Source organism: Stappia sp. MMSF_3263, from assembly GCF_030733745.1.
GTDB lineage: Bacteria > Pseudomonadota > Alphaproteobacteria > Rhizobiales > Stappiaceae > Stappia.
The window spans coordinates 123511-148389 of sequence record NZ_JASHIK010000005.1; the positions used below are offsets into that span (position 1 = coordinate 123511).

Annotated in this window: 25 protein-coding genes; 17 read left to right on the forward strand and 8 right to left on the reverse strand. The window is 65.3% G+C overall.

Features of this window, described 5'->3' with window-relative positions; genetic code table 11:
• Window positions 1–15 precede the first annotated feature (15 nt).
• The gene (locus RBB46_RS07870; protein ID WP_306028361.1) at window positions 16–774 is read right to left on the reverse strand and encodes a DUF599 domain-containing protein; all 759 of its coding nucleotides are present in this window, start codon (window positions 772–774) and stop codon (window positions 16–18) included.
• Between the two features lie 356 nt (window positions 775–1130).
• Between RBB46_RS07870 and RBB46_RS07875 the strand changes: the two genes are divergently transcribed.
• The 4 genes from RBB46_RS07875 (at window position 1131) to RBB46_RS07890 (ending at window position 4678) form a co-directional block, all read left to right on the forward strand.
• Window positions 1131–2615: a PAS domain-containing methyl-accepting chemotaxis protein gene (locus RBB46_RS07875; RefSeq protein WP_306028362.1), complete on the forward strand. Its 1485-nt coding sequence runs from the start codon at window positions 1131–1133 to the stop codon at window positions 2613–2615.
• Between the two features lie 151 nt (window positions 2616–2766).
• The gene (locus RBB46_RS07880) at window positions 2767–3036 is read left to right on the forward strand and encodes a hypothetical protein (protein ID WP_306028363.1); all 270 of its coding nucleotides are present in this window, start codon (window positions 2767–2769) and stop codon (window positions 3034–3036) included.
• Between the two features lie 51 nt (window positions 3037–3087).
• On the forward strand, window positions 3088–3489 hold the full coding sequence (locus RBB46_RS07885; protein ID WP_306028364.1) for a DUF6157 family protein: 402 nt from the start codon (window positions 3088–3090) through the stop codon (window positions 3487–3489).
• Window positions 3490–4264: 775 nt separating this feature from the next.
• Window positions 4265–4678 carry a rhodanese-like domain-containing protein gene (locus RBB46_RS07890; protein WP_306028365.1) on the forward strand — a complete coding sequence of 138 codons (414 nt, stop codon included), beginning with the start codon at window positions 4265–4267 and terminating at the stop codon, window positions 4676–4678.
• Between the two features lie 6 nt (window positions 4679–4684).
• On the opposite strand, the gene RBB46_RS07895 is transcribed toward RBB46_RS07890, so the two are convergent.
• The gene (locus tag RBB46_RS07895; protein ID WP_306028366.1) at window positions 4685–5257 is read right to left on the reverse strand and encodes a hypothetical protein; all 573 of its coding nucleotides are present in this window, start codon (window positions 5255–5257) and stop codon (window positions 4685–4687) included.
• 107 nt (window positions 5258–5364) lie between these two features.
• Here RBB46_RS07895 and RBB46_RS07900 point away from each other — a divergent pair, with 107 nt between their 5' ends.
• The 3 genes from RBB46_RS07900 to RBB46_RS07910 all read left to right on the forward strand — a co-directional run bounded on the left by RBB46_RS07900 (window position 5365) and on the right by RBB46_RS07910 (window position 9790).
• Window positions 5365–6012 (forward strand): glutathione S-transferase family protein, encoded by a 648-nt coding sequence (locus RBB46_RS07900; RefSeq protein ID WP_306028367.1) that lies wholly within the window; start codon window positions 5365–5367, stop codon window positions 6010–6012.
• 150 nt (window positions 6013–6162) lie between these two features.
• Window positions 6163–7770 carry a carboxyl transferase domain-containing protein gene (locus RBB46_RS07905; RefSeq protein ID WP_306028569.1) on the forward strand — a complete coding sequence of 536 codons (1608 nt, stop codon included), beginning with the start codon at window positions 6163–6165 and terminating at the stop codon, window positions 7768–7770.
• A 64-nt stretch (window positions 7771–7834) separates the two neighbouring features.
• Window positions 7835–9790, forward strand: a complete 1956-nt coding sequence (locus tag RBB46_RS07910) for a biotin carboxylase N-terminal domain-containing protein (RefSeq protein ID WP_306028368.1) — start codon at window positions 7835–7837, stop codon at window positions 9788–9790.
• 12 nt (window positions 9791–9802) lie between these two features.
• Here RBB46_RS07910 and RBB46_RS07915 read toward each other — a convergent pair whose 3' ends face one another.
• Window positions 9803–10693 carry an NAD-dependent epimerase/dehydratase family protein gene (locus tag RBB46_RS07915; RefSeq protein ID WP_306028369.1) on the reverse strand — a complete coding sequence of 297 codons (891 nt, stop codon included), beginning with the start codon at window positions 10691–10693 and terminating at the stop codon, window positions 9803–9805.
• Window positions 10694–10835: 142 nt separating this feature from the next.
• Here RBB46_RS07915 and RBB46_RS07920 point away from each other — a divergent pair, with 142 nt between their 5' ends.
• A complete protein-coding gene (locus RBB46_RS07920) occupies window positions 10836–11270 on the forward strand; it encodes a DUF1489 family protein (RefSeq protein ID WP_306028370.1) in 435 nt (144 codons plus the stop codon).
• Window positions 11271–11287: 17 nt separating this feature from the next.
• Here the strand turns inward: RBB46_RS07920 and panC are convergent, their stop codons facing one another.
• Complete coding sequence (gene panC, locus RBB46_RS07925; protein WP_306028371.1) at window positions 11288–12157, reverse strand: pantoate--beta-alanine ligase; 870 nt, start codon at window positions 12155–12157, stop codon at window positions 11288–11290.
• Window positions 12158–12402: 245 nt separating this feature from the next.
• Here panC and RBB46_RS07930 point away from each other — a divergent pair, with 245 nt between their 5' ends.
• The 3 genes from RBB46_RS07930 (at window position 12403) to RBB46_RS07940 (ending at window position 14211) form a co-directional block, all read left to right on the forward strand.
• Window positions 12403–13053: a VWA domain-containing protein gene (locus tag RBB46_RS07930; protein WP_306028571.1), complete on the forward strand. Its 651-nt coding sequence runs from the start codon at window positions 12403–12405 to the stop codon at window positions 13051–13053.
• A 94-nt stretch (window positions 13054–13147) separates the two neighbouring features.
• A complete protein-coding gene (locus RBB46_RS07935) occupies window positions 13148–13387 on the forward strand; it encodes a DUF3955 domain-containing protein (protein WP_306028372.1) in 240 nt (79 codons plus the stop codon).
• Window positions 13388–13497: 110 nt separating this feature from the next.
• Entirely contained in the window at window positions 13498–14211 is a 714-nt protein-coding gene (locus RBB46_RS07940; RefSeq protein WP_306028373.1) for a DnaJ domain-containing protein, read from the forward strand.
• Between the two features lie 48 nt (window positions 14212–14259).
• Here the strand turns inward: RBB46_RS07940 and RBB46_RS07945 are convergent, their stop codons facing one another.
• Window positions 14260–15729, reverse strand: coding sequence for a D-alanyl-D-alanine carboxypeptidase (locus tag RBB46_RS07945; protein WP_306028374.1), 1470 nt, complete (start codon window positions 15727–15729; stop codon window positions 14260–14262).
• Window positions 15730–16379: 650 nt separating this feature from the next.
• Here RBB46_RS07945 and RBB46_RS07950 point away from each other — a divergent pair.
• From RBB46_RS07950 to RBB46_RS07975, 6 genes are all read left to right on the forward strand, one after another.
• Complete coding sequence (locus tag RBB46_RS07950; RefSeq protein ID WP_306028375.1) at window positions 16380–16709, forward strand: phasin family protein; 330 nt, start codon at window positions 16380–16382, stop codon at window positions 16707–16709.
• Window positions 16710–17255: 546 nt separating this feature from the next.
• The gene (gene clpS, locus RBB46_RS07955; protein ID WP_306028376.1) at window positions 17256–17585 is read left to right on the forward strand and encodes an ATP-dependent Clp protease adapter ClpS; all 330 of its coding nucleotides are present in this window, start codon (window positions 17256–17258) and stop codon (window positions 17583–17585) included.
• A gap of 9 nt (window positions 17586–17594) precedes the next feature.
• Window positions 17595–20027 carry an ATP-dependent Clp protease ATP-binding subunit ClpA gene (gene clpA / locus RBB46_RS07960; protein WP_306028377.1) on the forward strand — a complete coding sequence of 811 codons (2433 nt, stop codon included), beginning with the start codon at window positions 17595–17597 and terminating at the stop codon, window positions 20025–20027.
• A gap of 140 nt (window positions 20028–20167) precedes the next feature.
• Window positions 20168–20956 carry an AzlC family ABC transporter permease gene (locus RBB46_RS07965; protein ID WP_306028378.1) on the forward strand — a complete coding sequence of 263 codons (789 nt, stop codon included), beginning with the start codon at window positions 20168–20170 and terminating at the stop codon, window positions 20954–20956.
• Complete coding sequence (locus RBB46_RS07970; protein ID WP_306028379.1) at window positions 20953–21306, forward strand: AzlD domain-containing protein; 354 nt, start codon at window positions 20953–20955, stop codon at window positions 21304–21306. Before RBB46_RS07965 ends, RBB46_RS07970 begins: the two co-directional genes overlap by 4 nt.
• A gap of 96 nt (window positions 21307–21402) precedes the next feature.
• Window positions 21403–22044 (forward strand): glutathione S-transferase family protein, encoded by a 642-nt coding sequence (locus RBB46_RS07975; RefSeq protein WP_306028380.1) that lies wholly within the window; start codon window positions 21403–21405, stop codon window positions 22042–22044.
• 20 nt (window positions 22045–22064) lie between these two features.
• Here the strand turns inward: RBB46_RS07975 and RBB46_RS07980 are convergent, their stop codons facing one another.
• The 3 genes from RBB46_RS07980 to RBB46_RS07990 all read right to left on the reverse strand — a co-directional run bounded on the left by RBB46_RS07980 (window position 22065) and on the right by RBB46_RS07990 (window position 24855).
• A complete protein-coding gene (locus RBB46_RS07980; RefSeq protein ID WP_306028573.1) occupies window positions 22065–22493 on the reverse strand; it encodes an HIT family protein in 429 nt (142 codons plus the stop codon).
• A 220-nt stretch (window positions 22494–22713) separates the two neighbouring features.
• Entirely contained in the window at window positions 22714–23970 is a 1257-nt protein-coding gene (locus RBB46_RS07985) for a GNAT family N-acetyltransferase (protein ID WP_306028382.1), read from the reverse strand.
• Between the two features lie 111 nt (window positions 23971–24081).
• Window positions 24082–24855 (reverse strand): glycerophosphodiester phosphodiesterase family protein, encoded by a 774-nt coding sequence (locus RBB46_RS07990; protein ID WP_306028383.1) that lies wholly within the window; start codon window positions 24853–24855, stop codon window positions 24082–24084.
• Window positions 24856–24879 lie beyond the last annotated feature (24 nt).

The following is a 24879-nucleotide window of genomic DNA, read 5'->3' on the forward strand; positions in this document are numbered from 1 at the left end:
CGGGGCGCTCGGCCATTACCGGGTGAAGGGGTTCGTCGATCCCGTTTCGGTCTTCATGCCGCCGGCCGGCTCGATCGGGGCGGACGGCAACTGGTGCAGCGACGCCGCCAGCGTCCTGGCGCGCGAGGCGAACTGACGCCGCGCCAGGACGGCGAGCACGAAAAAGGTGGTGGCGACGAGCAGGCGCGGGTCGACGAACCAGCCGAGATAGCCGATCGAGAAGAAGAACGCCCGCTGGCCGCGGTTGAAATGGTTTCCCGCCAGCACCATCACGCCGGCCGCCTTGTCGGCGAAGGCTTCGCGCGTGGCGATTTCCGTCTCGTCCTCCGGCATCGCCCCCATCAGGATGGTGGCGTAGTTGAACAACCGGTAGGCCCAGCCGAACTTGAAGAAGGCATAGGCGTAGATCAGGGTCAGGCCGATGACCTTGAGCTCCCAGTTGGCGACGCTGTCGCCATCCTCCAGCCCCAGGTCGCTCATGATCTTCAGGATCGAATCCGTCGAGGTCAGCAGCGCGAAGCAGCCGCCGATGGCGAGCAGCGAGGTGGAGGCGAAGAAGCCGGTGCCCTGCTGCAGTCCGGCCGCGATCCCCACATCCATGATCCTGACCGGCCGCCGGCTCATCGTGCGCATCCAGCCGTGACGATGCAGGTCCATATGGTAGGAGAGCGTTCGCCGTTTCAACGGCGACAGCTCGACCAGGACATTGAAGCCGAGCCAGGCCGCGATGAACCAGGCAAGCGCGGCCAGATCCGTCGCCGACATGTCGATCATGTAGTCGTTCCCGTGCCGTTGGCCGCCATCGAACTAGCGATACCAACCGCCCGGCGGGCGTGCAACTCGCCTGGCCAGGTCTTGAACGTCGATGGCGGTGCTTTCGCCTGCAACACCTGATCTTCTTACGTTGCGAGCGTTTTTTGGAGACCTAGTACAAATACGATGTTTTTGTAATTTAATCATCCAGGATATCTATTTTTGCGTTTGAATATCAAATGATTTTGATTTTTTCGTTTCAACGACATACGGAATATTTCATATTGCAAGATTATTTTGCATTTTATGAAGTCATGTTAACGCCATTTCAACGCGTTTCATCGCATGGTCTCCCAAAGCAATGGAGACGTGCGGCAATGGTCACTGTGCCTATGTTCTACGACAAGAAGAAAGCCCTTCTCGATGCGATCAGCCAGTCCCAGGCGATGATCGAGTTCACGCCCGAAGGCAAGGTCCTCGACGCGAACAGCAATTTCCTTGCAGCGGTCGGATACAGCCTGAACGAGATCCAGGGCAAGCATCACAGCATGTTTGTCAGGCAGAGCGAGCGCGACAGCGACGACTACAAGAAGTTCTGGGCGAGCCTGGCGCGGGGCGAGGCGCAGACGCGCGAGTTCCGCCGTGTCGGCAAGGGCGGGCGGGACGTCTGGCTGCAGGCCTCCTACAATCCGGTCTTTGACCGGGCCGGCCGTACCGTGATGGTGGTCAAGCTTGCCACCGACATCACCGGGGAGAAGCGTCGCAATCTTGAAATGTCCGGCGAGATCGAGGCCATTCAAAGGTCGCAGGCGATCATCAGCTTCGACATGGATGGCACGATCCTCAACGCCAATCAGAATTTTCTCGACGCGATGGGCTACACGCTCGACGAGATCCAGGGCAAGCATCATCGAATGTTCGTTGGTTCGGAGCATGCAGGGAGCGCCGAATATCGCCGGTTCTGGGACAGTCTGAAGACCGGCAAGTTCCAGGCGAACGAGTATCTGCGTTACGGCAAGGGCGGCAAGGAAGTCTGGATCCAGGCCACCTACAATCCGATCCTCGACGAGGATGGCCGGCCGGTGAAGGTGATCAAGTTCGCCACCGACCGCACCGTCCAGGTGCAGATGCGCAAGCACCGCGAGAAGGTGCAGAAGCAGATCGATACCGACCTGGATTCCGTCGCCGTGTCGATCGCGCAGGCCAATATGCAGGCGACCGACGCCTCGTCGTCGTCACTTCAGGCATCGGCCAACGTCCAGGCGGTCGCCACCGCCACCGAGGAGCTTGCCGCATCGATCGACGAGATCACCCGGCAGGTCAATCAGGCCATGGCGGTCGCCCAGCGCGCCGTTGTCGAGGCCCAGCAGTCGACCTCCGTGATGAGCGGGCTTGCCACCGATGCGCAGAAGATCGGCGAGGTGCTGGAACTGATCGACAGCATTGCCGGGCAGACCAACCTGCTGGCGCTGAATGCGACGATCGAGGCAGCACGCGCCGGCGAGGCGGGCAAGGGCTTCGCGGTTGTGGCTGGCGAGGTCAAGAGCCTTGCGGCGCAGACATCGAAGGCGACCGAGGACATCAACGCCCAGATCGTCTCGGTGCAGAACTCCTCGTCGATGGCCGAGGCTTCCATCCGTTCGATCATGAGCATCATCGAGGAGATCAGCGGCATCTCCGCCAATGTCGCCTCGGCCATCGAGGAACAGTCGAGCGTCACTCGCGATATTTCCGACAACATGCACCAGGCCTATGCGGGTGTCGCGACGATCACGCAGAACATGCAGCATCTGTCGCAGGAGACCGGTCGGGTCGAACAGGCGACGGTCAAGCTGCGCGAGGCCTCGCGCTCCATCGCGTGAGGCCGGCCGGCCTCGAACCTCACGCCAGTCGGTCGTCAGGCCCCTCCCTTGCCAGGGCGGGGCCGCTGCTGCTGTACCCGTTTCCCGCAAAACTGGTAAACTCGCTGCCTGGTGCAGGTGAAAGGCGGGTGCTTCCGGCGGGAGATGTGACATGGACGAGGACGAGCGGGAGCGGACGCATCTGGACTGGCTTGCGCGGAACATGCCGCTGATCGCCAGTGCGATGGGGGGTGCCACCTATGTGGCGATCCGCCTGGCAGGTCACGGCAACGGCAAGGCGGTGCTCGTCGGGGCGATCATGTTCGGTTTTGTCATTTCCATCTGGAAGCTGCGCGTCTGGTTCGGCGTGCGCGGCGCCATCACCGCCATGGGCTCCCTTGCGGTTCTCCTTTGGGCATTGCAGAAGAATGGTTGGCTCTGATCCGGACCGGCAGGCCGAGCCTTGCCGGCTTTCGAACCGAAGCGGGATCTCATGCACACCACCAACTATTTCCAGACGCTCATTCTTGTCTCCGACGACTGCAAGCGCGACGGCCCTGCGGTCCCCGAGCGCGCCGGATCGATCGCCGCCCTGCAGTTCGGGCTGCTGAACGGCGCGCCTCATGCGATGTCGAGCGACGACCTCCTGTGGCGCGTCGAGCTGGCGCGCAACCCGGAGCTTTCCGATACGGATGAAAACAGGCAGGCCTACTTTTCGAAAGGACGGGCGTGCCTGCGGACCTCTCCGCTGGTCAAGTCCTACGGCTGGGGCATTCACAGCGACGGGGAGGGCCGAGTGGCGCTGGTGGGCGGGGGCAGTCCCGAATACCTGGCACTTGTGGCGGACGGGGACGTGAAGAAGGTGCCGGGCATCCGCTCCTCGCGGAAAAAGTAATCCCCGCTTTTCACCGTGAAGCGGATGTTCGGGCGTTCCGGAACGGGACTTGTGTGTGCACCGGTCCCCTTGTCCCCTCCGGATCCCCGTTTCTCATCGGTCGATGAAGCCTCCGTCGCCGGCCCGGCCATGCGCATGTCTGCTGCAATTTCGATATTTTTTGCGACAATTTCTCGAAGTTTTTTGTCCGAAATTGTCGAACTTGCACAAACTGCGCGGCCGGGGGATCGGTGTTTTCGACGAGGGGCTGGGCCTTGTTCCGCGGCCGGAAACCCCTCCGGCATGCGTGACGCGCACGGCAGGTCGCACATTTTTTGCGCTTGCGAAAAGATTGCCAAATCGTTAAATCCGCGTTCAGACCGAAGGCGGCACGGGGGCAAATCGTTCGCCGCGACAATCGGACAAAAGGGCTTCAATGGACGAACAGGTTCAGAAATCCTGTTGGGGCGTAACGGCTTGGGCCGTTCTCCTGGCAGGTGGCATTCTCGCGCTCATGTATGTGTTCGGCGGGGATGTGTCTTCCGCGACCGTGGTCGCGGTTCAGTAATTCCCGCGAGAGGCCCGGAGCGATCCGGGCCGGCGCGCGGCAGGGATCGAGACCGGCGAAAGCGACCGGTGAAGGATCCAGCGGTTTTCAGAACAGGGCGCGGGGACATTCCCCGCGCCCTTTTTGCGTTTCGCGGGGATCGCCGCTTGCCATCGGACGTCGGCGCGGAAACACTTGCCCGGCCGGACAGTCAGCCGCGCTGACAAGGGACCAAAGGGGAGGCCGAGGATGGGCGGAAAAATCACCAAGGGTTACAAGGCGTTGCTCGAGGAGGCGAATGCGGTCATCGAGACGCTGAGCGCCAGCGATGCGGTTGCCCTGCATGGCGACGATGCGGTCGTCTTCGTGGATATCCGCGACGTGCGCGAGTTGCAGCGCGAGGGCAAGGTGCCGGGCGCCCTGCATGTTCCGCGCGGATTGCTGGAGTTCTGGGTCGATCCGGACAGCCCCTATTTCAATCCGGCCTTCGGCGAGGACAAGCGCTTCGTCTTCTTCTGCGCCGCCGGTTGGCGCTCGGCGCTGGCGACGCGGGCCGTGCAGGAGATGGGGCTCGCCCCAGTCGCCCATGTGGACGGCGGGTTCGGCGCCTGGCGGGAGGCCGGCGGACCGGTCGAGGAGCCGAAGGCAAGGGCGGAAAGCTGAAGTTTCTCAATCCGCAAGGGCGGACGGGGAGGTCGGGGCCCGGCGTGCGGGGCGATCCTTGGGACGGTTGCGGACCGTCATCTGGCGGAAAATCATCTGGCGCAGCCTGCGCACGCCTGACGGTGTGCTGGACAGCATCCCGGCATAGGTCTGCGCGTCGAGTTCGAAGAGGACAAGCGTGACCGGGCCGAGCTTGGGCCAGTCGACCTCGGCGCCCCATGTGGGGACCTCGGCTGCCGTGGCCCGGCCGGTGATCGCGGGAATGTCCTCGCGAGCCAGGGTTATGCCCGCCTCCACCGGCCACTCGATGCGCTCCAGTCCGCTGGGAATTCGCCACAGTTTCAACGGAGTGCCGATATCGAGGGTCAGTTCGCCGCCGTCATCGGCAAGGTCGATATGCACGAGGCGCTGATCGAAGCCGGTCGGCATGACGACCACCTCGTCGCCCTCGCGCGCCAGTGTCGCGGTGTTGGCGAGCCGATAGGCCACCGGTTCCGCCCGCACGGGGACAAGGCCTGCCAGGATGGCGATGCCTGCGGTGGCAAGCAGGGCAACGAGGGAGCGGGAAGCTTGCAACATCAGCGTGTTCATCCGAATCTGGCCTCGCGGGGCTGGCCTGGAACAGACTAGCGTCACGATATTTACGAAGGCTTGCACATTCGTGCGCCGGAGGCAGGGGACCTGGCATGAAACTGGTGATCGGCAACAAGACCTATTCCTCCTGGTCGCTCCGGGCCTGGCTTGCGGCGCGGCTGGCGGGGCATCCGTTCGAGGAGGTGCTTGTGCCGCTCGACACGCCGGAATTCGCGAGCCAGATCCGCGAGATAACGCCGGCGGCCCGGGTTCCGGTGCTGATCGACGAGGACATCACCGTGTGGGATTCGCTCGCCATCATCGAATATCTGGCCGAAAGGTTTCCGCGTTCCGGCTTGTGGCCGGCGGAGCGGGCGGCCAGGGCGCGGGCGCGGGCGATCTGCGCCGAATTCCATTCCGGCTTTTCCGACCTGCGCGGGAATTACCCGATGAACCTGCGTCGCGCGCCGGCGCCTCACCCCGCCCAGCCGGATGCGTCGCGCGATATCGCCCGGGTCGTGGAGATCTGGCGTGACTGCCGCGCGGCCCATGCGGGCGAGGGGGATTTCCTGTTCGGCGCCTTTTCCGCCGCCGATTGCTTCTACGCGCCGGTCGTCTCCCGTTTCCTGACCTATCTGCTGCCCATGGGCGAGGTCGAGAGAGCCTATGCGCAGGCGGTGATGACGCATCCCTTGATGCTCGAATGGCGGGCGGCGGCTGCGGCGGAATCGTGGGTTCTGTCCGCCGAGGAGGTCGATTAGTTTTTTACAAGTATATGTATAAAAACACGAAAAATGATGCTGTTGACTAAAACGTAAGCGTCATACAATGTCGGCATGACAGGCGACAACGGCGGCGCGGGGAGGGAGCTTTCGGGCACCCGCGCGACACCAAACGGGGGGGACGACCAGGTGGCGATCCTGCGCAGCAATTCCACGACCCACGGACCCGAGGTGGAGGCCAACCGCGCCGCCTGGGACGAGATCCGCGCCGACCTTGTCGACAAGCGGCGGACGGCCGCGCTCGGCGGCAACGAGCGTGCCCGCCAGCGGCACCTTTCCCGCGGCAAGTTGCTCCCGCGCGAGCGCGTCGCGCGGTTGCTCGATCCCGGCAGCCCCTTTCTCGAGATCGGGGCGCTTGCCGCCCATGGCCTTTATGGCGACGCGATCCACGGCGCAGGGCTTATCACCGGCGTCGGCCGGGTCTCGGGCCGCGACTGCATGATCGTGTGCAACGATGCCACCATCAAGGGCGGCACCTATTATCCCATGACGGTGAAGAAGCACCTGCGGGCGCAGGAGATCGCCATGGAGAACCGGCTCCCTTGCATCTATCTGGTCGATTCCGGCGGCGCCAACCTGCCCAACCAGACCGAGGTCTTCCCCGACCGTGATCATTTCGGCCGCATCTTCTTCAACCAGGCGACCATGTCCTCCATGGGCATTCCGCAGATCGCCGTGGTGATGGGCTCGTGCACGGCGGGCGGTGCCTATGTGCCTGCCATGTCCGATGAAACCATCATCGTGCGGCGGCAGGGGACGATCTTCCTGGCCGGCCCGCCGCTGGTCAAGGCGGCGACCGGCGAGGAGGTGTCGGCGGAGGATCTGGGCGGTGCCGACGTGCATGCCCGTGTTTCTGGCGTTGCCGATCACTATGCGGTCGACGATGACCAGGCGCTGGCGCAGGCGCGCGGCATCGTCGCCAATCTCAACACAGTCAAGGCGCCGGATCTGGCCCTGTCCCCGCCGCGCGCGCCGCTTGTCGACCCGCGCGATCTCGACGCGGTGGTGCCGGTCGACCTGAAGAAGCAATACGATATCCGCGAGGTGATCGCCCGCATCGTCGACGGGTCGCAACTCGACGAGTTCAAGGCGACCTACGGCACGACGCTGGTCACGGGCTTTGCCCGTATTCAGGGCATCCCCGTCGGCATCATCGCCAACAACGGCATCCTGTTTTCCGAATCCGCGCTCAAGGGGGCGCATTTCGTGGAGCTGTGCTGCCAGCGGCGCATCCCGATCCTGTTCCTGCAGAACATCACCGGCTTCATGGTCGGGCGGGAATACGAGGCCGGCGGCATCGCCAAGGACGGGGCCAAGCTGGTCACGGCGGTGGCCTGCGCCAAGGTGCCGAAGATCACGGTGATTGTCGGCGGCTCCTATGGCGCCGGCAATTACGGGATGTGCGGGCGGGCGTACTCGCCGCGCTTCCTGTTCATGTGGCCCAATGCGAGGATTTCGGTGATGGGCGGGGAGCAGGCGGCCAGCGTCCTTGCGACCGTCAAGCGCGACAATATCGAGGCCGATGGCGGCAGTTGGAGCGTGGAGGAGGAGACCGCCTTCAAGACGCCGATCCGCGAGAAATACGAGGCGGAGGGCCACCCCTATCATGCCACGGCGCGGATGTGGGACGACGGCATCATCCTGCCGGAGGAGACCCGCACGGTGCTTGGCCTCGCCCTGTCCGCGACCCTCAACGCGCCGGTTCCCGAGACCCGTTTCGGCGTCTTCCGCATGTAATCCCCGCTGCGGGCCATCGACCGGCCCGCGAGAAGCCAAGCCTTTCACAACGAGGACCTATCCCATGCTGGAGTCGGTGCTGATCGCCAATCGCGGGGAAATCGCCTGCCGTATCATCAAGACCGCGCGCCGGCTCGGCCTGCGCACCATCGCTGTCTATTCGGAAGCCGATCGCGACGCGCTGCATGTGCGCATGGCCGACGAGGCGGTGGCGATCGGCCCGGCCCCGAGCTCCGAAAGCTATCTGGTCGGCGAGCGAATTCTGGCGGCAGCCAGACAGACGGGTGCGGCCGCGATCCATCCAGGCTACGGCTTCCTGTCGGAAAATGCCGCCTTTGCAGAGGCTTGCGCGGCGGCCGGCATCGTCTTCGTTGGCCCCTCGGCAGCGGCGATCCGCGCCATGGGGCTGAAGGACGGCGCCAAGTCGCTGATGGAAAAGGCCGGCGTGCCGGTGGTGCCTGGTTATCACGGCGACCGGCAGGAGGCCGAGTTCCTCAAGCAGAAGGCCTACGAGATCGGCTATCCGGTCCTGATCAAGGCGGTTGCCGGCGGCGGCGGCAAGGGCATGCGCCGCGTGGACAAGGCCATTGAGTTCGAGGCCGCGCTTGCCTCGGCGCAGCGCGAGGCGAAGTCCGCCTTTGGCGATGCCCGCGTGCTGATCGAGAAATTTGTCCTCAACCCGCGCCATATCGAGATCCAGGTCTTCGGCGACGGCAAGGGCGATGCCGTGCACCTGTTCGAGCGGGACTGCTCGGCGCAGCGCCGCCACCAGAAGGTGCTGGAGGAGGCGCCGGCTCCCGGCATGACCGCCGAGACCCGCGCTGCCATGGGCGCGGCCGCGGTCGCGGCGGCCAGGGCCGTCAACTATGCCGGTGCCGGCACTATCGAGTTCATCGCCGACGGCTCGGGCACGCTGCGACCGGACGGCTTCTGGTTCATGGAGATGAACACGCGGCTGCAGGTCGAGCACCCGGTGACAGAATTGGTGACGGGGCAGGACCTGGTCGAATGGCAGTTCAGGGTTGCCTCGGGCGAGGGACTGCCGATGGCGCAGGAGGAGATTTCGCTGTCGGGCCATGCGGTCGAGGTTCGCCTCTACGCGGAGGATCCGGACACGGGCTTTCTGCCTTCGACCGGGCGTCTCGACCTTCTCGACCTTCCCGGCGGCGACGGCATCCGCATCGATACCGGCGTCGAGACAGGCGCCGAGATCTCCGCCTTTTACGATCCGATGATCGCCAAGATCATCGCTCACGGACCCGACAGGGCGACTGCCCTCGACCGGTTGGCGGCCGCCTTCGACCGGTCGCTGATTGCCGGGCCGAAGAACAATCTCGCCTTCCTTTCGGCACTGGTCGGCCATCCCGATGTGCGCGCCGGCGGCTTCGACACCGGCCTGATCGACCGGGACCTGAAAGCGCTAACGAGCGGCGGCGTTTCCGACGCGACGGTGGCGGCGGCGGTCGCGGCCCTCGTGATGCCGGACAGGCCTGTCGGGGAGCCGACCGGGTGGAGCGATCCCTTTGCCGCGACGAGCGGTTTCGAGATGGCCGGCCCGCGCCGATCCGGTGTTCCGGTCGAGGTCGACGGCGAACCGGACCTCGTGACGCTTGGCTGGCGTGATGGACGGGCGGTGGTGATCGACCCGGAAACGGGGGAGGAGGCAGCTGCTGCCGGGGTGAGGGGACGCGTGATGCGTGCCGGGCATGACGTCTACGCGATCGAAGGCGGACGGTCCGTGCGGGTGACGCTTGTCGACCAGCTTTCTCGTGCCGCCGACGATGCGGACGGGGCGGCAGCGATCAAGGCGCCGATGCATGGCAAGGTGATCGCCGTCGACGTGGCGCCCGGCGATGTGGTCGCGAAAGGCGCACGGCTTGCCGTGGTCGAGGCGATGAAGATGGAACATGCCATCACCGCGCCGCGCGACGGCACGGTGGAGGCCGTCTTCGTTACCGAGGGGGGGCAGGTCGACCAGGGCGCGCCTGTGGTGGCGCTGGCGGAAGAGGCGGCGGACTGAGGCCTCTCTCCTTCAGGCCGGCGCGTCGACCAGTGCAAGCACAAGGCTTTCGGCGTCCGTGAAACGCGGCTGCCAGCCAAGAAGTCGTTTTGCGCTCTCGGCGGACGCGCGCTGAGACAGGGCGTAGCCGGCGGCGATGTCGAGATCGGGCGGGGTGTCGGTAGGGGCGGTCTCCCGCTCCAGCCGCAACTCCGCGCCCCGTCGCCGTGCGACGAGGGCGGCGAGATCGCCGACGGCGACCGCCTCGATCCCGCTGCCGATCACCCGCAGGCGCTGGCGGGAGGAGCCCAGCGCAAGCGCATACAGCTCGGCGAGGTCGCCCGCCTCGACCAGCGGCCACAGCGTGCCCGCTTCGGCGCGTGTCGCGAAGGGCTCTCCGCTTGCCGCTGCCCTGGCCATGTCCGCCACCGGACCGCTGTCCGGGGCGCAGACCAGCGCGGGATGGACGATTGCCAGCGACAGTCCCTCGATTGCCTCGAGCTTTCCTATCGCTTGCGCGACATGGGTGAAGGCGGGGATCGGTGCGAAGGGTACGGTCTCGTCCAAGGGAACGGGCGGGTTTTCCGGGTAGAGCCAGATGCCGCCGGTATGGACGAGGCGGAACGGCGTCTTGCGGCCGGGGATGGTCTGCGCGAGGGCCTCGACGAGGGCTGCCTCGGCGGCTTGCGCATCCGCATCGAAGCTGCTGGCGAGATGGATGAGGGCATCGCCGGCCAGGGCGATGTCGAACCAGTCGGCTGGCTTGCCGATGTCGCCGCGCACAACCCGGGCGCCAGCCTCCTGCAGCAGCCCGGCACTTGCGTCCGAGCGGGCAAGGGCGGTGACGCGGTGGCCGCGCCCGATCAGTGCGATGAGAACGGCGCGCCCGATCGTGCCCGATCCGCCGGTGAGAAAGATGTTCATGGGCAGGGAGATAGGTTGGCGGCGCGCGTGTGCAAGCACCGCCATGGCCGGCTGAGCGCAAAATTCCCGATCGCCTGTGCATAGCGGGCAGAGCGGGGACTTGCGGGTTTGCCGGCGCGCGTCAGGCCCTATAACTGGGACCATGGCGCTGAATCTGCTCAAACTCTGTGTTGGCGTGGACTCCATCGAGGATCTTCAGGCCTCGATCGACTTCCGGCTGGAGGAGAAGCGCGCCAGTGGCGCGCCGGTCGAGCAGTATCACACGACGCGGATGGTGCCCTCGCGGCGCGAGGAAATCCTTGATGGCGGCTCGCTCTACTGGGTGATCAAGGGATCGATCCAGGTGCGCCAGTTTCTCACCGACATACGCCCCTTTACCGACGCGGCCGGCATCAAGCGCTGCCATCTGGTTCTGGAACCGGTGCTGCATCCGACCCGGCCGCAACCGCGCCGTCCCTTTCAGGGCTGGCGTTATCTCACGGCCAAGGACGCGCCGCCCGATATCCGCAAGCTGGAGGGCGGCGGCGACATTCCCGACGCGATGCGCCGGGAACTGGTCGAGCTCGGCCTGATCTGAGGCGGTCTGCGAGGCGTTCAGCGCCAACCGGCCGTGGGGCGGGCGACGTTCATGTTGTCGATGAGCCGGGTCTTGCCCAGCTTTGCGGCGACGAGCAGGCGGGCAGCACTGGTGCCGTTCGGGTCGACCGGTGCGAGCGTCTCGGCGTCCCTGAGTTCCAGATAGTCGACGGAAAAACCAGCTTCGGCGAGCCTTGCCGTTCCGTCCGCCAGGACGGTGGACGCCTCTTCTCCGGCGTCGAGGCGGTCGATGGCTTCACTGAGCACCTGCGGCACGAGCGCCGCCGTCCGGCGGGCATCGGCGTCGAGATAGCGGTTGCGCGAGGACATGGCGAGGCCGTCCTTCTCGCGCACGGTCGGGCCGCCCAGGATGTTCACCGGAATGTCGAGGTCGCGGACAAAGCGACGGATGACGCAGAGTTGCTGGTAGTCCTTCTCGCCGAACACGGCGACATCGGGCAGTGCGGCGAGGAGCAGCTTGGTGACGACCGTGGCGACGCCGCCGAAGAAATGCGGGCGGGTGGCGCTTTCCAGTCCTTCGGCCGGGCCGCCGACCGACACGGCCGTCGCGAAGCCCTGCGGATAGACCTCTTCTGCCGGGGGCATGAAGACGCCCTCGACGCCAAGTCCGGCCAGGAGCCTCAGGTCGGCTTCCGAATCGCGCGGATAGGCATCGAAATCCTCGGTTGGGGCGAACTGGGTCGGATTGACGAAGATCGACACGATGACATGCCCGGCGTGCTCGCGCGCGGCACGCACCAGCGACAGATGCCCCTCGTGCAGGGCGCCCATGGTGGGAACGAGGGCGATGCGCTTGCCTTGCGCCCGCGCCGCATCGACGGCCTGGCGCATCTCGGCAACGGTCTCGTAAATCTTCGGCCCGATCATTCTTCCGGTATCCTCCCGCACAGATCGCCGGTCCCCCGCCGGCTCCGGATACGCTGTTTAGCGTCTTTTGAGGGCGGGGTTTGGTTTTTTCCGCAATGGGCGCCATATGGAAATCGACTGCCCGCAGGTAGTGTGAAAGATGAGGAGACGAGGTGGCAGACGAGCGCAAGATCGAGACGACACGCAGTCGCGCGCCGGCCGGAACAGGGGATGGCAAACCGCCCGCCGCCTCGGCGCGCAGCGAGATCGCGGCGTTTCTCGGCGCGGCGAGGCAGACGCGCGATCTTGCACAGGCCGGGCGGCTGGTGATCGCACTCGACGCGACGATGAGCCGGCAGCCGACCTGGGACCGGGCCTGCACGATCCAGGCCGAGATGTTCACTGCTGCCGGCAAGGTCGGCGAGCTTGCCATGCAGCTTGTCTATTTTCGCGGCTTCGGCGAATGCGCCGCCTCGAAATGGGTGAGCGATGCCCGGGCGCTGGCCGGGCTGATGACGCGGATCGACTGCCGGGGCGGGCAGACCCAGATCCGCAAGGTCCTGCGCCACGCCATCGACGAGACGAAACGGCGCAAGGTGCAGGCGCTGGTCTATATCGGCGACTGCGTCGAGGAGGACGTCGACGCGCTTTGCGCAAGGGCGGGTGAACTGGGGTTGCTCGGCGTGCCGGCCTTCGTCTTCCAGGAAGGACGGGACGGGCACGCGGAAACGGCCTTTCGCGAGATCGCCCGTCTGACCGGGGGCGCGCATTTCCGCTTCGACGCGTCGTCCGCCAGCGAACTCGCCGACCTTCTCAAGGCCACCGCCGTCTACGCAACGGGCGGGCGGGGCGAGTTGGAGAAGCTGATGCGGGGCGGCGACGGCGGCGCCGCGAAATTGCTGTCCCATCTGCGCTGAGAAGAGTTTTCCGGGTGTTCATGTCGGGTTCAGGCGCACGCGCCTACTCCGGATACCGGACGGCGCGCGTGTCTGCGCCGGGCGGGAGTGCGTCATGAAAACCTATTCGATCCTGTTCATCATCGGCTGTGCCGGGCTTGCCTGCGGCCTTGCCTACAATGTCATCGGTTCGCGGATCGACGCCTACGGCCACGTCGAGGAGCCGTTTTTCCTGATCCCCCTCGGATTGCTTCTTTCCCTTGCCGGTTTTGGCGGAATGGCGCTGGTCGGCATCTGGCGTGCCGCGCGCCTGCTTCTGAAGAGGGGGCTGCAGCCCGGCCGCATCGACGAGTGAGGCGGGGCGACAGCCAAAGCGGTGAGCAGACGACACTGCGGCCTCGAAGGAGACGCTTGCGGTCCCTATATTCCCTGCCACGGCACATGTGATGCAAGGGGACGAAGAGAATGGGATATCTGCTGCTCGGCGTCGGGGCGCTGGGCCTTTTTCTGGCATTCGCGCAGATGGTCACCCGGAGCAATCCGACCGACCTTGCCCGGCACGTGAAGACGGTCGGCGGCGTTGCCTTGCTGGTGCTGGCGGTCGTGTTCCTCGTCGTGCGGCGGATCGATCTGGCGATGCTGGCGGCCGGCGGCGGGCTGACGCTTCTGGGCCTGCGCGGAGCACGTGGATTTCGTCCTGCCGGAAACGGTTCGGCCGGCGCGGGCGCCGGCCAGGTATCCATCGTGAGGTCCGCCTATTTCGAGATGTGCCTCGATCACGAAAGCGGGGCAATGACCGGCGAGGTGCTGGCAGGCCGTTTCGAGGGCAGGGCGCTCGACGGGGTGTCGCGCGCGGAGCTTGTCGAACTTTACCGGGAGACCGCCGCCGACGGCGACAGCCGGGCCTTACTTGAAGCTTATCTCGACCGCCGGGAGCCCGGCTGGCGTGTAGACTTCGATGCGGATGCCACAGCGGGGCATCGACCCGCGCCGGGCACGGGCGCCATGACCGAGCAGGAGGCCTACCAGGTTCTGGGGCTTGCGCCCGGCGCCGGCGAGGCGGAAATCCGGGCGGCGCATCGCCGTCTTATGAAGCGGCTCCACCCCGACCAGGGAGGAAGCGGATTTCTCGCTGCCAAACTCAACGAGGCGAAGGACCTGCTTCTCGATCGTCATTGAACTCACCAATACGCGTGACAAAGTGATCTTTGGCGGTGCGGCCTGCCTTTACTGGTAGACCGCGTAACAGTTGAACCGCTTGCGCTTCAGGCTGCTGCAGGCATTCCAGGCAGCGGTCTTGGTCTCGAAGCCGATGAAGCGGGCGCGGTAGAGCGTCGTGCCGCCCGACTCGACCGGCTCCGTGTAGGGGTCGTAGCCGCGCAGGCTGGAGCCGAGCGCGCCCTTCGCCTTCTTCAGCATGGCAATCGCGGCATGCTCGGATTCTGCCGCGGCGATCTGCACCTGCCAGCCGGGAACCGGGTCGGCGGCATTGTTGGCGGCGACCGTGACGGAAGCGTTGGCCGGTGCATCGGGCAGGTCCGGTGTCATCGCGGCCGGAGCGGCGTCGGCCACCGCGTCGGGCTTCGCCGTGACACGGATGGTCTGGGTCTTGACGCTGCGCACGGCCTGCGCACGCGGTGCGGCAACGGGAGCGCGGGGGGCGTTGAGCGAGGCAACCTGCAGGGCCTTCTGGCGAAGCATCGCCTTGAGGTCGGGCTTTTGCGGAACCGGGATGATCGAGCCGGTGACGATCTCGGCCTGGTCGGCCTTGCTCGCCTGGGCAAGCTGGATGAGCTGAGCCTGCGGCTTGATATCGGGAACCGGCACATTGCGCAGTTCGGCATAGGCCAGCGGCTTGGGCGCGGCCACGGCCGGCGCACGGGCGACGAGGGCCGGTGCGGTCCGCTTGCCGCGGGTCGCCTTGGGCAGGTACTGGCCGATCAGCTTCTTCATCTGGGCATTGCGCGAGGCGCCCGAGCGTCCGCCCATGACAACGGCGACGATGTGCCGGCCGCCGGTCTTGACGTTGGTGACGAGGTTGAAGCCCGAGGCGCGGATATAGCCGGTCTTGATGCCGTCGACACCCTTCACGCGGCCAAGGAGGCGGTTGTGGTTGCCGTAGCGCCGACCCTTGTAGGTGTAGGAGCGGGTGCCGAAATACTTGTAGTACTTGGGGAAACGGTCCTGGATGGCGCGTCCGAGAAGGGCCATGTCGCGGGCCGTCGTGATCTGCTTGGAGTTGGGCAGGCCGGACGGATTGTGGAAATTCGTGCGCTTCATGCCGATCTGGCGGGCGGTGCGCGTCATCCGCTTGGCGAAGGCAGGTACCGAACCGGACACGTTCTCGGCGACGACAACCGCGACATCGTTCGCCGACTTGGTCACCAAAGCCATGATCGCGTCTTTGACCTTGATCGTGCTGCCCTTGCGCAGACCCAGCTTGGACGGCGGGCGGCTCGCGGCATGGGCGGACACCTTCAGCGGCGTCTGCAGCGACATGCGGCCGGCCTCAAGCTCCTCGAACAGGACGTAGAGCGTCATGATCTTGGTCAGCGAGGCGGGGTACCGCTTGGTGTCGGCCTTGTAGCTGTAGAGCGTGCGTCCCGACTTCACGTCGACGACGATGCCCGAATATTTCGAATTGGCGAATGCGGGAGCAGAGAGGGCTGCCGTCAGTCCGAGGGCCAGACCGGCCACGATCGTTCCGCGAAGCCCGATTGCCATGGCGCGCCATGCACGCCGCACACCTTTACTCAGCACAATGTCACCCCATCGGGTCAGGTGTTTCGTGAGCGGAGACGTCGGTTCCCTGCCGGTCCCGCCGCCCGTCTCCGCGCGTTGTCTCAAGCATGCTCGAAATACGGTTACGAATGTCCAAACGCGATCGAACAGGAAAACCGATTTTCGAGATTTTCAGCCGATTTGTCGTCGGCACCTTGCGAGCGAAGAGTCGCAAATGGCAGTTAATGCGCCGTTACCGATGACGGGCAAACTGCACGCAAATCGTGCGGCATGCGGTCTGCAATCGCAAGGCTTGCCGAAAACGCCCGTGCGTGCGGCCACTTGGCCCTCTGCCGGTGGCCGGGCCCCGCCACTGTCCGTAGTGTTTCTTAGGTCGAATGTTTATGCTGCAGTGCAAAATGGATTCTTGACAAAATATTGTGCACCGCATATATCTGAGGACGTTATCAAGCGCTCGACGTCGAGGCGTGCCCCGCGGCCGATCCCAGGGATCGGCTCACGGACGACAGGACATTCGGGCACTGACATGTCGCCGGATTGACGATGTCGATCCGCGGGCAGGCACACGGCCACCGCGCCAAACTCAACGCTCAGAGGTCACTATGATGAACAATTTTGAAGACATCCAGAAGCTCGGCAAGGACAACATGGACGTCATGATGCAGAGCTTCGGCGCCATGACCAAGGGCTTCCAGGCGATTGCGTCGGAAGTTGCCGATTACCAGAAGAAGTCCTTCGAGGATGGCTCCGCCGCCGTCGAGAAGCTGGTCGGCGCGAAGTCGCTGGACAAGGCCTTCGAGGCGCAGAGCGAGTACGTCAAGACCGCCTACGAGGGCTTCGTCGGCGAAGTCACGAAGATCGGCGAGATGTATTCCGAGATCGCCAAGGACGCCTACAAGCCTTACGAGGACGTGCTGGCGAAGGTCGGCAAGTAAGCCTCACCGTCTCCCGAGACGATCGCAGGCGGCATCGCGCCGCCCGAACATCCCGCGTCCCATGGCCGCGGGATGTTTGCGTTTTTGCCCGCGCCCGTCGCGGGTTTTTTTGCGTCTGGCGGCGGGGATAGGCGGACTTCTGCAACAAATCGACGTGTTGCGGAGGCGAACGCATGTTGGCAGCATTGAGCTTGGCGACGGATGCCATACATTAAGGAACGAAGCGGCCGGCCTGTCCTGTTTGTGCAGGTCGCCCGAAGGCCGGCCGCACCAGCGTCGGAGGCCTGGCATTGAAGTCGCAAGGCGATGTCCGCGGTGGCGGGCCGGGAAGCGGGGACAAGACAAACGTCCCGACTCCGGCGATGCTGCCAGCGGGGCGGTGCCCCGGCATCGCCGCAGCCGGCGAGACAGTCCGACGCGAACGCAACCGCCGGCATGACCGGCAGACCGAACGAAGGACGCGTATGTGACCGCAGCGAAGACGACAACACGGGTACCGGCACCGGCCGCAACACCCGGCTGCGGAACAGGGGCGATGGAGAGGCAATGACGAACGGACCGAAACGCGGCGATGGCGACGACACGGGCAATCTGGTCGTTACCAAGACGCGGACCGTCGCCAAGCGGCCGAACCTTTATCGCGTCCTGCTGTTGAACGACGACTACACACCGATGGAATTCGTCGTGCACGTGGTGGAGCGGTTCTTTCAGAAGAACCGCGAGGAAGCCACGCGCATCATGTTGCACGTCCATCACCACGGCGTCGGGGAATGCGGTGTCTTTACCTACGAGGTGGCTGAGACCAAGGTCACGCAGGTCATGGACTTTGCCCGCAAACACCAGCATCCTCTGCAATGCGTGATGGAAAAGAAATAGGGGTCGCCCGTGCCGTCATTCTCTCGAAGCCTTGAAAAGGCCCTGCATCAGGCACTCTCGTATGCCAACGAGCGCCAGCAGGAATACGCGACCTTGGAACACCTGCTGCTGGCCCTGATCGACGATCAGGACGCGGCGGCGGTGATGCGCGCCTGCAGTGTCGATCTCGACACGCTGAAGCGGAACCTGGTCGAATATATCGATACCGAACTGGAAAACCTCGTCATCGACGGGGATGACGATTCAAAGCCGACGGCCGGATTCCAGCGCGTCATCCAGCGCGCCGTGATCCATGTCCAGTCGTCCGGCCGCGAGGAGGTGACGGGAGCCAATGTGCTCGTGGCGATTTTCGCCGAGCGCGAGAGCCATGCCGCCTACTTCCTGCAGGAGCAGGACATGACCCGTTACGACGCGGTCAACTACATCTCGCATGGCATCGCCAAGCGGGCCGGCATGTCCGAGGCCCGGCCGGTGCATGGCGCCGAGGAGGAGGCGACGATCGAGGAAGGCGCGGAAAAGCCCAAGCAGAAGACGGACGCGCTCGAGGCCTATTGCGTCAACCTCAACGAGAAGGCCAAGTCCGGCCGCATCGATCCGTTGATCGGGCGCGCGGCCGAGATTTCGCGCACCATCCAGATCCTCTGCCGCCGCTCCAAGAACAATCCGCTCTTCGTCGGTGACCCGGGCGTCGGCAAGACGGCGATCGCCGAGGGCCTTGCCAAGCGCATCGTCGACGGCGACGTGCCGGATGTGCTGATGGATGCGACCATCTTCTCGCTCGACATGGGGGCGCTGCTCGCCGGAACCCGCTATCGCGGCGATTTCGAGGAGCGGCTGAAGCAGGTCGTCAAGGAGATCGAGGACTATCCCGGCGCGGTGATGTTCATCGACGAGATCCATACGGTAATCGGCGCGGGCGCGACGTCGGGCGGGGCGATGGATGCCTCGAACCTGCTGAAGCCGGCGCTTGCCTCGGGCACGATCCGCTGCGTCGGCTCGACCACCTACAAGGAGTACCGGCAGTTCTTCGAGAAGGACCGGGCGCTGCTGCGCCGGTTCCAGAAGATCGACGTGAACGAGCCGACGATTTCCGACACGGTCGAGATCCTCAAGGGGCTGAAGCCTTATTTCGAGACCTTCCACAAGGTCCGCTACACCAACGAGGCCATCAAGACGGCGGTGGAACTGTCGGCGCGCTACATCAACGACCGCAAGCTCCCCGACAAGGCGATCGACGTGATCGACGAGTCCGGTGCCTCTCAAAAGCTCGTTCCCGAAGGCCGGCGGCGCAAGACCATCGGCGTCAAGGAGATCGAGACAACGGTCGCGACCATGGCCCGCATCCCGCCGAAGTCCGTTTCCAAGTCGGACGAGGAGGTGCTGTCGAACCTCAACGCGACGCTGAAGCGGATGGTCTACGGCCAGAACGACGCGATCGAGACCCTGTCGTCGGCGATCAAGCTCTCCCGGGCAGGCCTGCGCGAGCCGGACAAGCCGATCGGCAACTACCTGTTCTCCGGCCCCACCGGTGTGGGCAAGACCGAGGTCGCGCGCCAGCTTGCCGCCTCGCTCGGCGTCGAGCTGCTGCGCTTCGACATGTCGGAATACATGGAGCGGCACACGGTCTCGCGGCTGATCGGCGCGCCTCCGGGATATGTCGGCTTCGACCAGGGCGGTCTCCTGACGGATGGTGTCGACCAGCATCCCCATTGCGTGCTCCTGCTCGACGAGATCGAGAAGGCGCATCCGGACCTGTTCAACATCCTGTTGCAGGTGATGGATCACGGACGGCTCACCGATCACAACGGCAAGCAGGTCGACTTCCGCAATGTCATCCTGATCATGACGACCAATGCGGGCGCGTCCGACATGGCCAAGGAGCCGATCGGCTTCAACCGGGTCAAGCGCGAGGGCGAGGACCAGGAGGCGATCAACCGGCTGTTCACGCCGGAGTTCCGCAACCGGCTCGATGCGGTCATTGCCTTCGGCTCGCTGCCGACAGAGGTCGTGCACCGGATCGTCGAGAAGTTCGTCATGCAGCTCGAGGCACAGCTTGCCGACCGCGGCGTGACTTTCGAGCTGACGGAGAATGCAATCGCCTGGCTTGCCGACAAGGGCTATGACGAGCGCATGGGCGCCCGTCCGCTTGCCCGCGTCATCCAGGAGCACATCAAGCGGCCGCTAGCCGACGAGGTGCTGTTCGGCAAGCTGCGCAAGGGCGGCACGGTCAAGGTCTCGGTCTCCGAGGATGCGGCCGGTCTTCTGCTGGAGAGTGTCGAGGAGACGCGGGTCAAGCCGAAGAGCGAAAAGCCGAAGACCGCGAAACCCAAGCGTCGTCGCAAGCCGGCGGCGAAAAAGGCGGAAGCGGCAGAGCCGACGCCGAAAAAAGGCGGTGGCTCCTCCAAGAAGAGCCTGATCCCGAAGGTTCCGTTGGCCGATTGAGGCCGCGGTTTCGGACATTCGTGCAGACGGCGCCCCTTGCGGCGCCGTTTTGCATTTCGCCGCGTTGCTGTTAGGAAAGGGGTCTCCCTCAGGCGGTCCGCCTTTTGCGATTCGACCGCGATGCTCCCGGTTCCCTGCCCATGCCGACGCCCCCGTCCGCACCTGGTTCGCCCGAGCCCGATCCTGCCGACCCGCCCGCATCCGATGTGACGCGAGGGCCGGTTTCCTCCCGTGTCTGGGCCCTGCGCGGCGTGCGCGCGGCGGTCTCTATTCCCGCGCTGATCCTGACAGCCGCCTTTGTCGGCTATGCGGGGCTTGCGCGCGAAAGTGGCCTGACGCTCGGCGAGACGCTGGCCATGGCCGGCCTTGTCTGGGCGCTGCCCAGCATTGTCGTGCTGACCGGGGCGATCTCGGCCGGCATGGGGCTGCTGCCGGCCGCCGTGGCGGTGGCGCTGGCCTCCGTGCGCCTGATGCCGATGACCATGGCCCTGATGCCGATCATCCGCGTCGAGGGGAAGACGCGGAAATGGCAGTTGCTGATCGCCTCGCATTTCGTTGCGGTGACGGCTTGGGTCTTCGCCATGCGCAATCTGGAGGATTATCCGCGCGAAGCCCGGCTGCCGTTCTTCCTCGGTTTCGGCGGCAGCCTGACCGGTTTCGTCTTCTGCATGACCGGCGTCGCCTATCTGCTGGTCGAGCGGATGCCCGTGCTTCTGGCCGGGGCGCTGTTCATGCTGACGCCGGTCTACTTCGTCTGCTCGCTGTGGGGCGCGGCGCGCGCCGCGGCCGACAAGGTGGCGATGATCGCCGGACTGGCGCTCGGCCCGCTCTTCCATCTGCTGCTGCCGGGCCTCGATCTTCTGTGGACGGGGCTTGTCGGGGGCACGCTCGCCTATGGCGCGACGCGGGCATGGCGGAGGTTCTCATGACCGGCATCGGCGATACCTGGTGGTGGCCTTATGTGATGATCCTCGTCGCCGGCTGGCTTGCCACGGATATCTGGCGCTGGCTGGGAGTTTTCGCCAGCGGCCGGATGCGCGAGGACAGCGAGGTGATGGTCTTCGTGCGCTGCGTGGCCACCGCGCTCGTTGCAGGCGTGATCGCCAAGCTGATCCTGTTTCCAACGGGAGCGCTGGACAACGCGCCCATTGCGCTCAGGATCGGGGCGGCGGCCTGCGGGTTTGCCGCATTCTTCGCCTCGCGGCAAAAGGTGGTGGTCGGGGTCGCCGTCGGAGAAGTCGTCCTGGTCGGCGGCTGGTTGCTGCTCGGTATCGGCTAGCGATGACTGCTGACACCAAGGTGTCAGCAGGGGGCTGCTAGGACCCATGTCGGCGGCGCGAGGGCGCGCCTTTGACAAGTGACGAGGAAACCGACGATGTCCGACGACAAGCTGACGCTCTATTACGCCCCGCAGAGCCGGGCCAGCACGACCCGGGTGCTGCTCGACGAGCTTGGCGCTCCCTATGACCTGCATGTGCTCAACATGCGTGCCGGCGAGCTGAAATCGCCGGAATTCCTCGCCATCAATCCGCTCAGCCGGGTGCCGGCCCTGCGTCACGGCGAAACGATCGTGACGGAATCGATTGCCATTGCCCTTCACGTCGCGGATCTTTTCCCGCAGGCGGGGCTGACACCGGGGCTCGGCGATCCGCGCCGTGGCGCCTATCTCCGGTGGATGGTGTTCTACGGCTCGTCCTTTGAACCGGCTGTGGTCGACAAGGCGTTCGACCGCGAACCGACTCCTCAGTCGCCCTATGGCACCTACGAGCAGGTGATGGACCTCCTTGCCGAGCAGCTCGGCAAGGCGCCCTACATCCTCGGCGACGAGATTTCCGTCGCCGACATCCAGTGGGGCTCGGCCCTGCGCTGGACGCTGATGTTCAAGATCGTGCCGGACCTGCCGGTCTTCACCGAATATGCCGAGCGCATCACTTCGCGGCCGAGCTTCCAGCGCGTCTTCGAGGACGAGGCCCGGCTCGTGGCCGAGCACGAGGCCGCCGCCGGCTCCGGCAGGTAAAGGCGGAGCCCAGTCAGGGTTCAGGCGAGGGCGGCGCGGATCCTTTCCGCGTTGGCCGTCAGCACGGCCTGGTCGGCCATCTCGCCGGTATGCGGGCGCAGCGAGACGCCGGCAAAGCGCGGGATCACATGCACATGCGTGTGGAACACGACCTGGCCGCCGGCGCTTTCGGAAAACTGCTGGATGGTGGTTCCGTCGGCGTCGAAGGCGCGGACCACCGCATGGGCCATCTTCTGCACGGTGGCCATGACGGCGAAGAGGTCGTCATGGCCGATGTCGAGGATGTTGCGCGAGGGCGCCTTGGGAACGACCAGGACGTGGCCGTCGCCGCGCGGCATGATGTCCATGATCACGATGGTCTTGTCGTCCTCGTACACCTTGTGCGCCGGAAGCTCGCCGCGCAGGATTTTCGCAAAGACATTCTGGTCGTCATAGGCGGCGGCTTCGATCGGCATTTTCGGTTCCCTCATGCGCCCGTGCGGGCCTTGTCGGTTTGGTTGCTCTTGGCAGCACAGGCGGCGATGCGGTTCAAGTTCTGATTCAGATTCAAGCTGAGAAATCGAATCAAGACCTTGCGCCGCCGCCTGAGCCGGACATGACCGGCGGGTTCGGAAATTGATTCAGCCCTGGCCAATTCGCGAGTCGGAAGAATCGGTTGCCGGCCGGCCTTCATCCTTTTCGAAAGGGCGTGTACTCGGTGGCGATCACCGCGCTTTCCCGCTCGACGGCGCGGCGTTCGCGCGACAGGTAGTCTTCGACCGCGTCGCGCAATCCCGGATGCGCGATGTAATGGGCCGAGCGTGTCACCGCCGGAAGGTAGCCGCGGGCGAGTTTGTGCGCTCCTTGCGCGCCGGCCTCGACGCGGGCAAGGCCGTTTGCGATGGCGAAGTCGATCGCCTGGTAGTAGCAGACCTCGAAATGCAGGAAGGGGTGGTCTTCGAGACACCCCCAGTTGCGGCCGAAGAGGGCGTGGGAGCCGATCAGGTTCAGCGCCCCGGCGATGTAGCGCCCCTCGCGCCGCGCCATCACCAGGAGCACCCGCTCGCCCAGCCGCTCGCCAAGCAGCGAGAAGAAGTGCCGGTTGAGATAGGGGCGCCCCCACTTGCGGGCGCCGGTGTCCTCGTAGAAGGCGTGGAAGGCATCCCAATGATGCTCGCCGATATCGGCGCCCGTCAGGCACTCGACATCGATGCCGGAGCCAAGCGCTTCGCGGCGCTCCTTGCGGATCTGCTTGCGCTTGCGCGAGGCAAGGTCGCCCAGGAAACCGTCGAAATCCGCGTAGCCTCGATTGTGCCAGTGAAACTGCTGGTCGAGGCGTTGCAGGTAGCCCTCAGCGCCCGCCACGTCCCATTCGGCCTGCGTCATGAAGGTGATATGGGCGGAGGAGGCCTGTCGCAGCCGGCACAGGTCGCGCAGGCCTCCTGAGAGGGCGGCGATGGCGGCGTTGCGGTCGATCTTGCGGGACGTGAGGAAGCGACGCCCGCTGGCCGGGGTGAAGGGCACGGAGCACTGGAGCTTGGGGTAGTAGTGCCCGCCGGCGCGCTCATAGGCGTCGGCCCAGGCGTGGTCGAAGACATATTCGCCCATCGAGTGCGACTTCAAATAGCAGGGCAGGGCGGCGACGGGTTCGCCGTCCGGGTCCTCCAGGACGAGATGCTGGGGCAACCAGCCGGCGGCCTGGCCGACGCAGCCGCTGTCTTCCAGGATCGACAGGAAGTCGTGTGAAATGAAAGGGTTGAACTCTGTTTCCGGAGAGATTGAATCAACGCGTTGGGATTCTGATTCAAGAGCTGCAGCCAGCGTCCCGGTCGGCGAAAGACGCCAGCCGGGATTGGCCATCGCGTCCCATCGCTCGCGCGTGATCTCGCTGAGCCCGCCGATCGCCTTGAGGCGGAATTCGCGGGTTTCGTCGTCGCATGCGCTCACTCGGGCAGACCTCGGGCATTGCGGCGGTCCGGCGCGGGGAGGTGCGGCGGGCCGCGAATGAAAGACCGGTTCCGAACTTAGGGCGCGATTGCCGGCCTGCAAAGGCGGATGTCAGCGCGGCGCGGTTGTCGCGTCGGGATCGAAGCCTTCGAAGACGATCTGGTCGGCAAAGGCGCGGGCCCTTGCAAGGTCCTCGGGCGTGCGCACCGTCCACGCGATGATCGGCAGGCCGAACAGCTTGCGATGGATGGAAGGGGCAAGGGCAGGCAGGTCCTTGACCCAGTAGGACACGAAGCTCGGCCGGGTCCGCAGGCTGTGCAGCATGTGGCGCAAGGCAAAGCGCTCGATGCGGCTGGCGCGGCCCCACTCCTTCATGTCGCGCGCGCCATCGCCAAGCGCGCCGCGTGGAATTTCGGGTGCGGCCTCGCGCATCAGGGCCATCATTTCCGGGTCGAAGGACTTCACGGCGACAGGCCCGTCATAGCGGGCGAGGCTGTCGGCGATCGCCTTGATGAAGGCGCGCTCGGGCGTTCGGCCGAAGCGCGACTTGATCTCGATGCAGAGCCCGACCTTGCCGGCGACGAGCGCCAGAAGATCGTCGAGCCGCCACAGCCGGTCGTCGGTGCCCCGCATCATGACGCGCGACAACTCGTCGGCGGTCCTGGCGCGGACCGGTCCGCTCTCGAAGGTCAGCCTGTCGAGCGTGTCGTCGTGGAAGACGATGGGGACGTCATCGGCGCTTTGCTGGAGGTCGACTTCGATGGAGAAGGACTTCTCCACCGCAGCCGAGACGGCCGAAGGGCTGTTCTCGATGCAGCCCTTCGCCGCGTCATGATAGCCGCGATGGGCGATCGGGCGGGTGGTCAGCCAGGAAATGTCACGCATGGTCCGTCGGCCCGCCCGAACAGG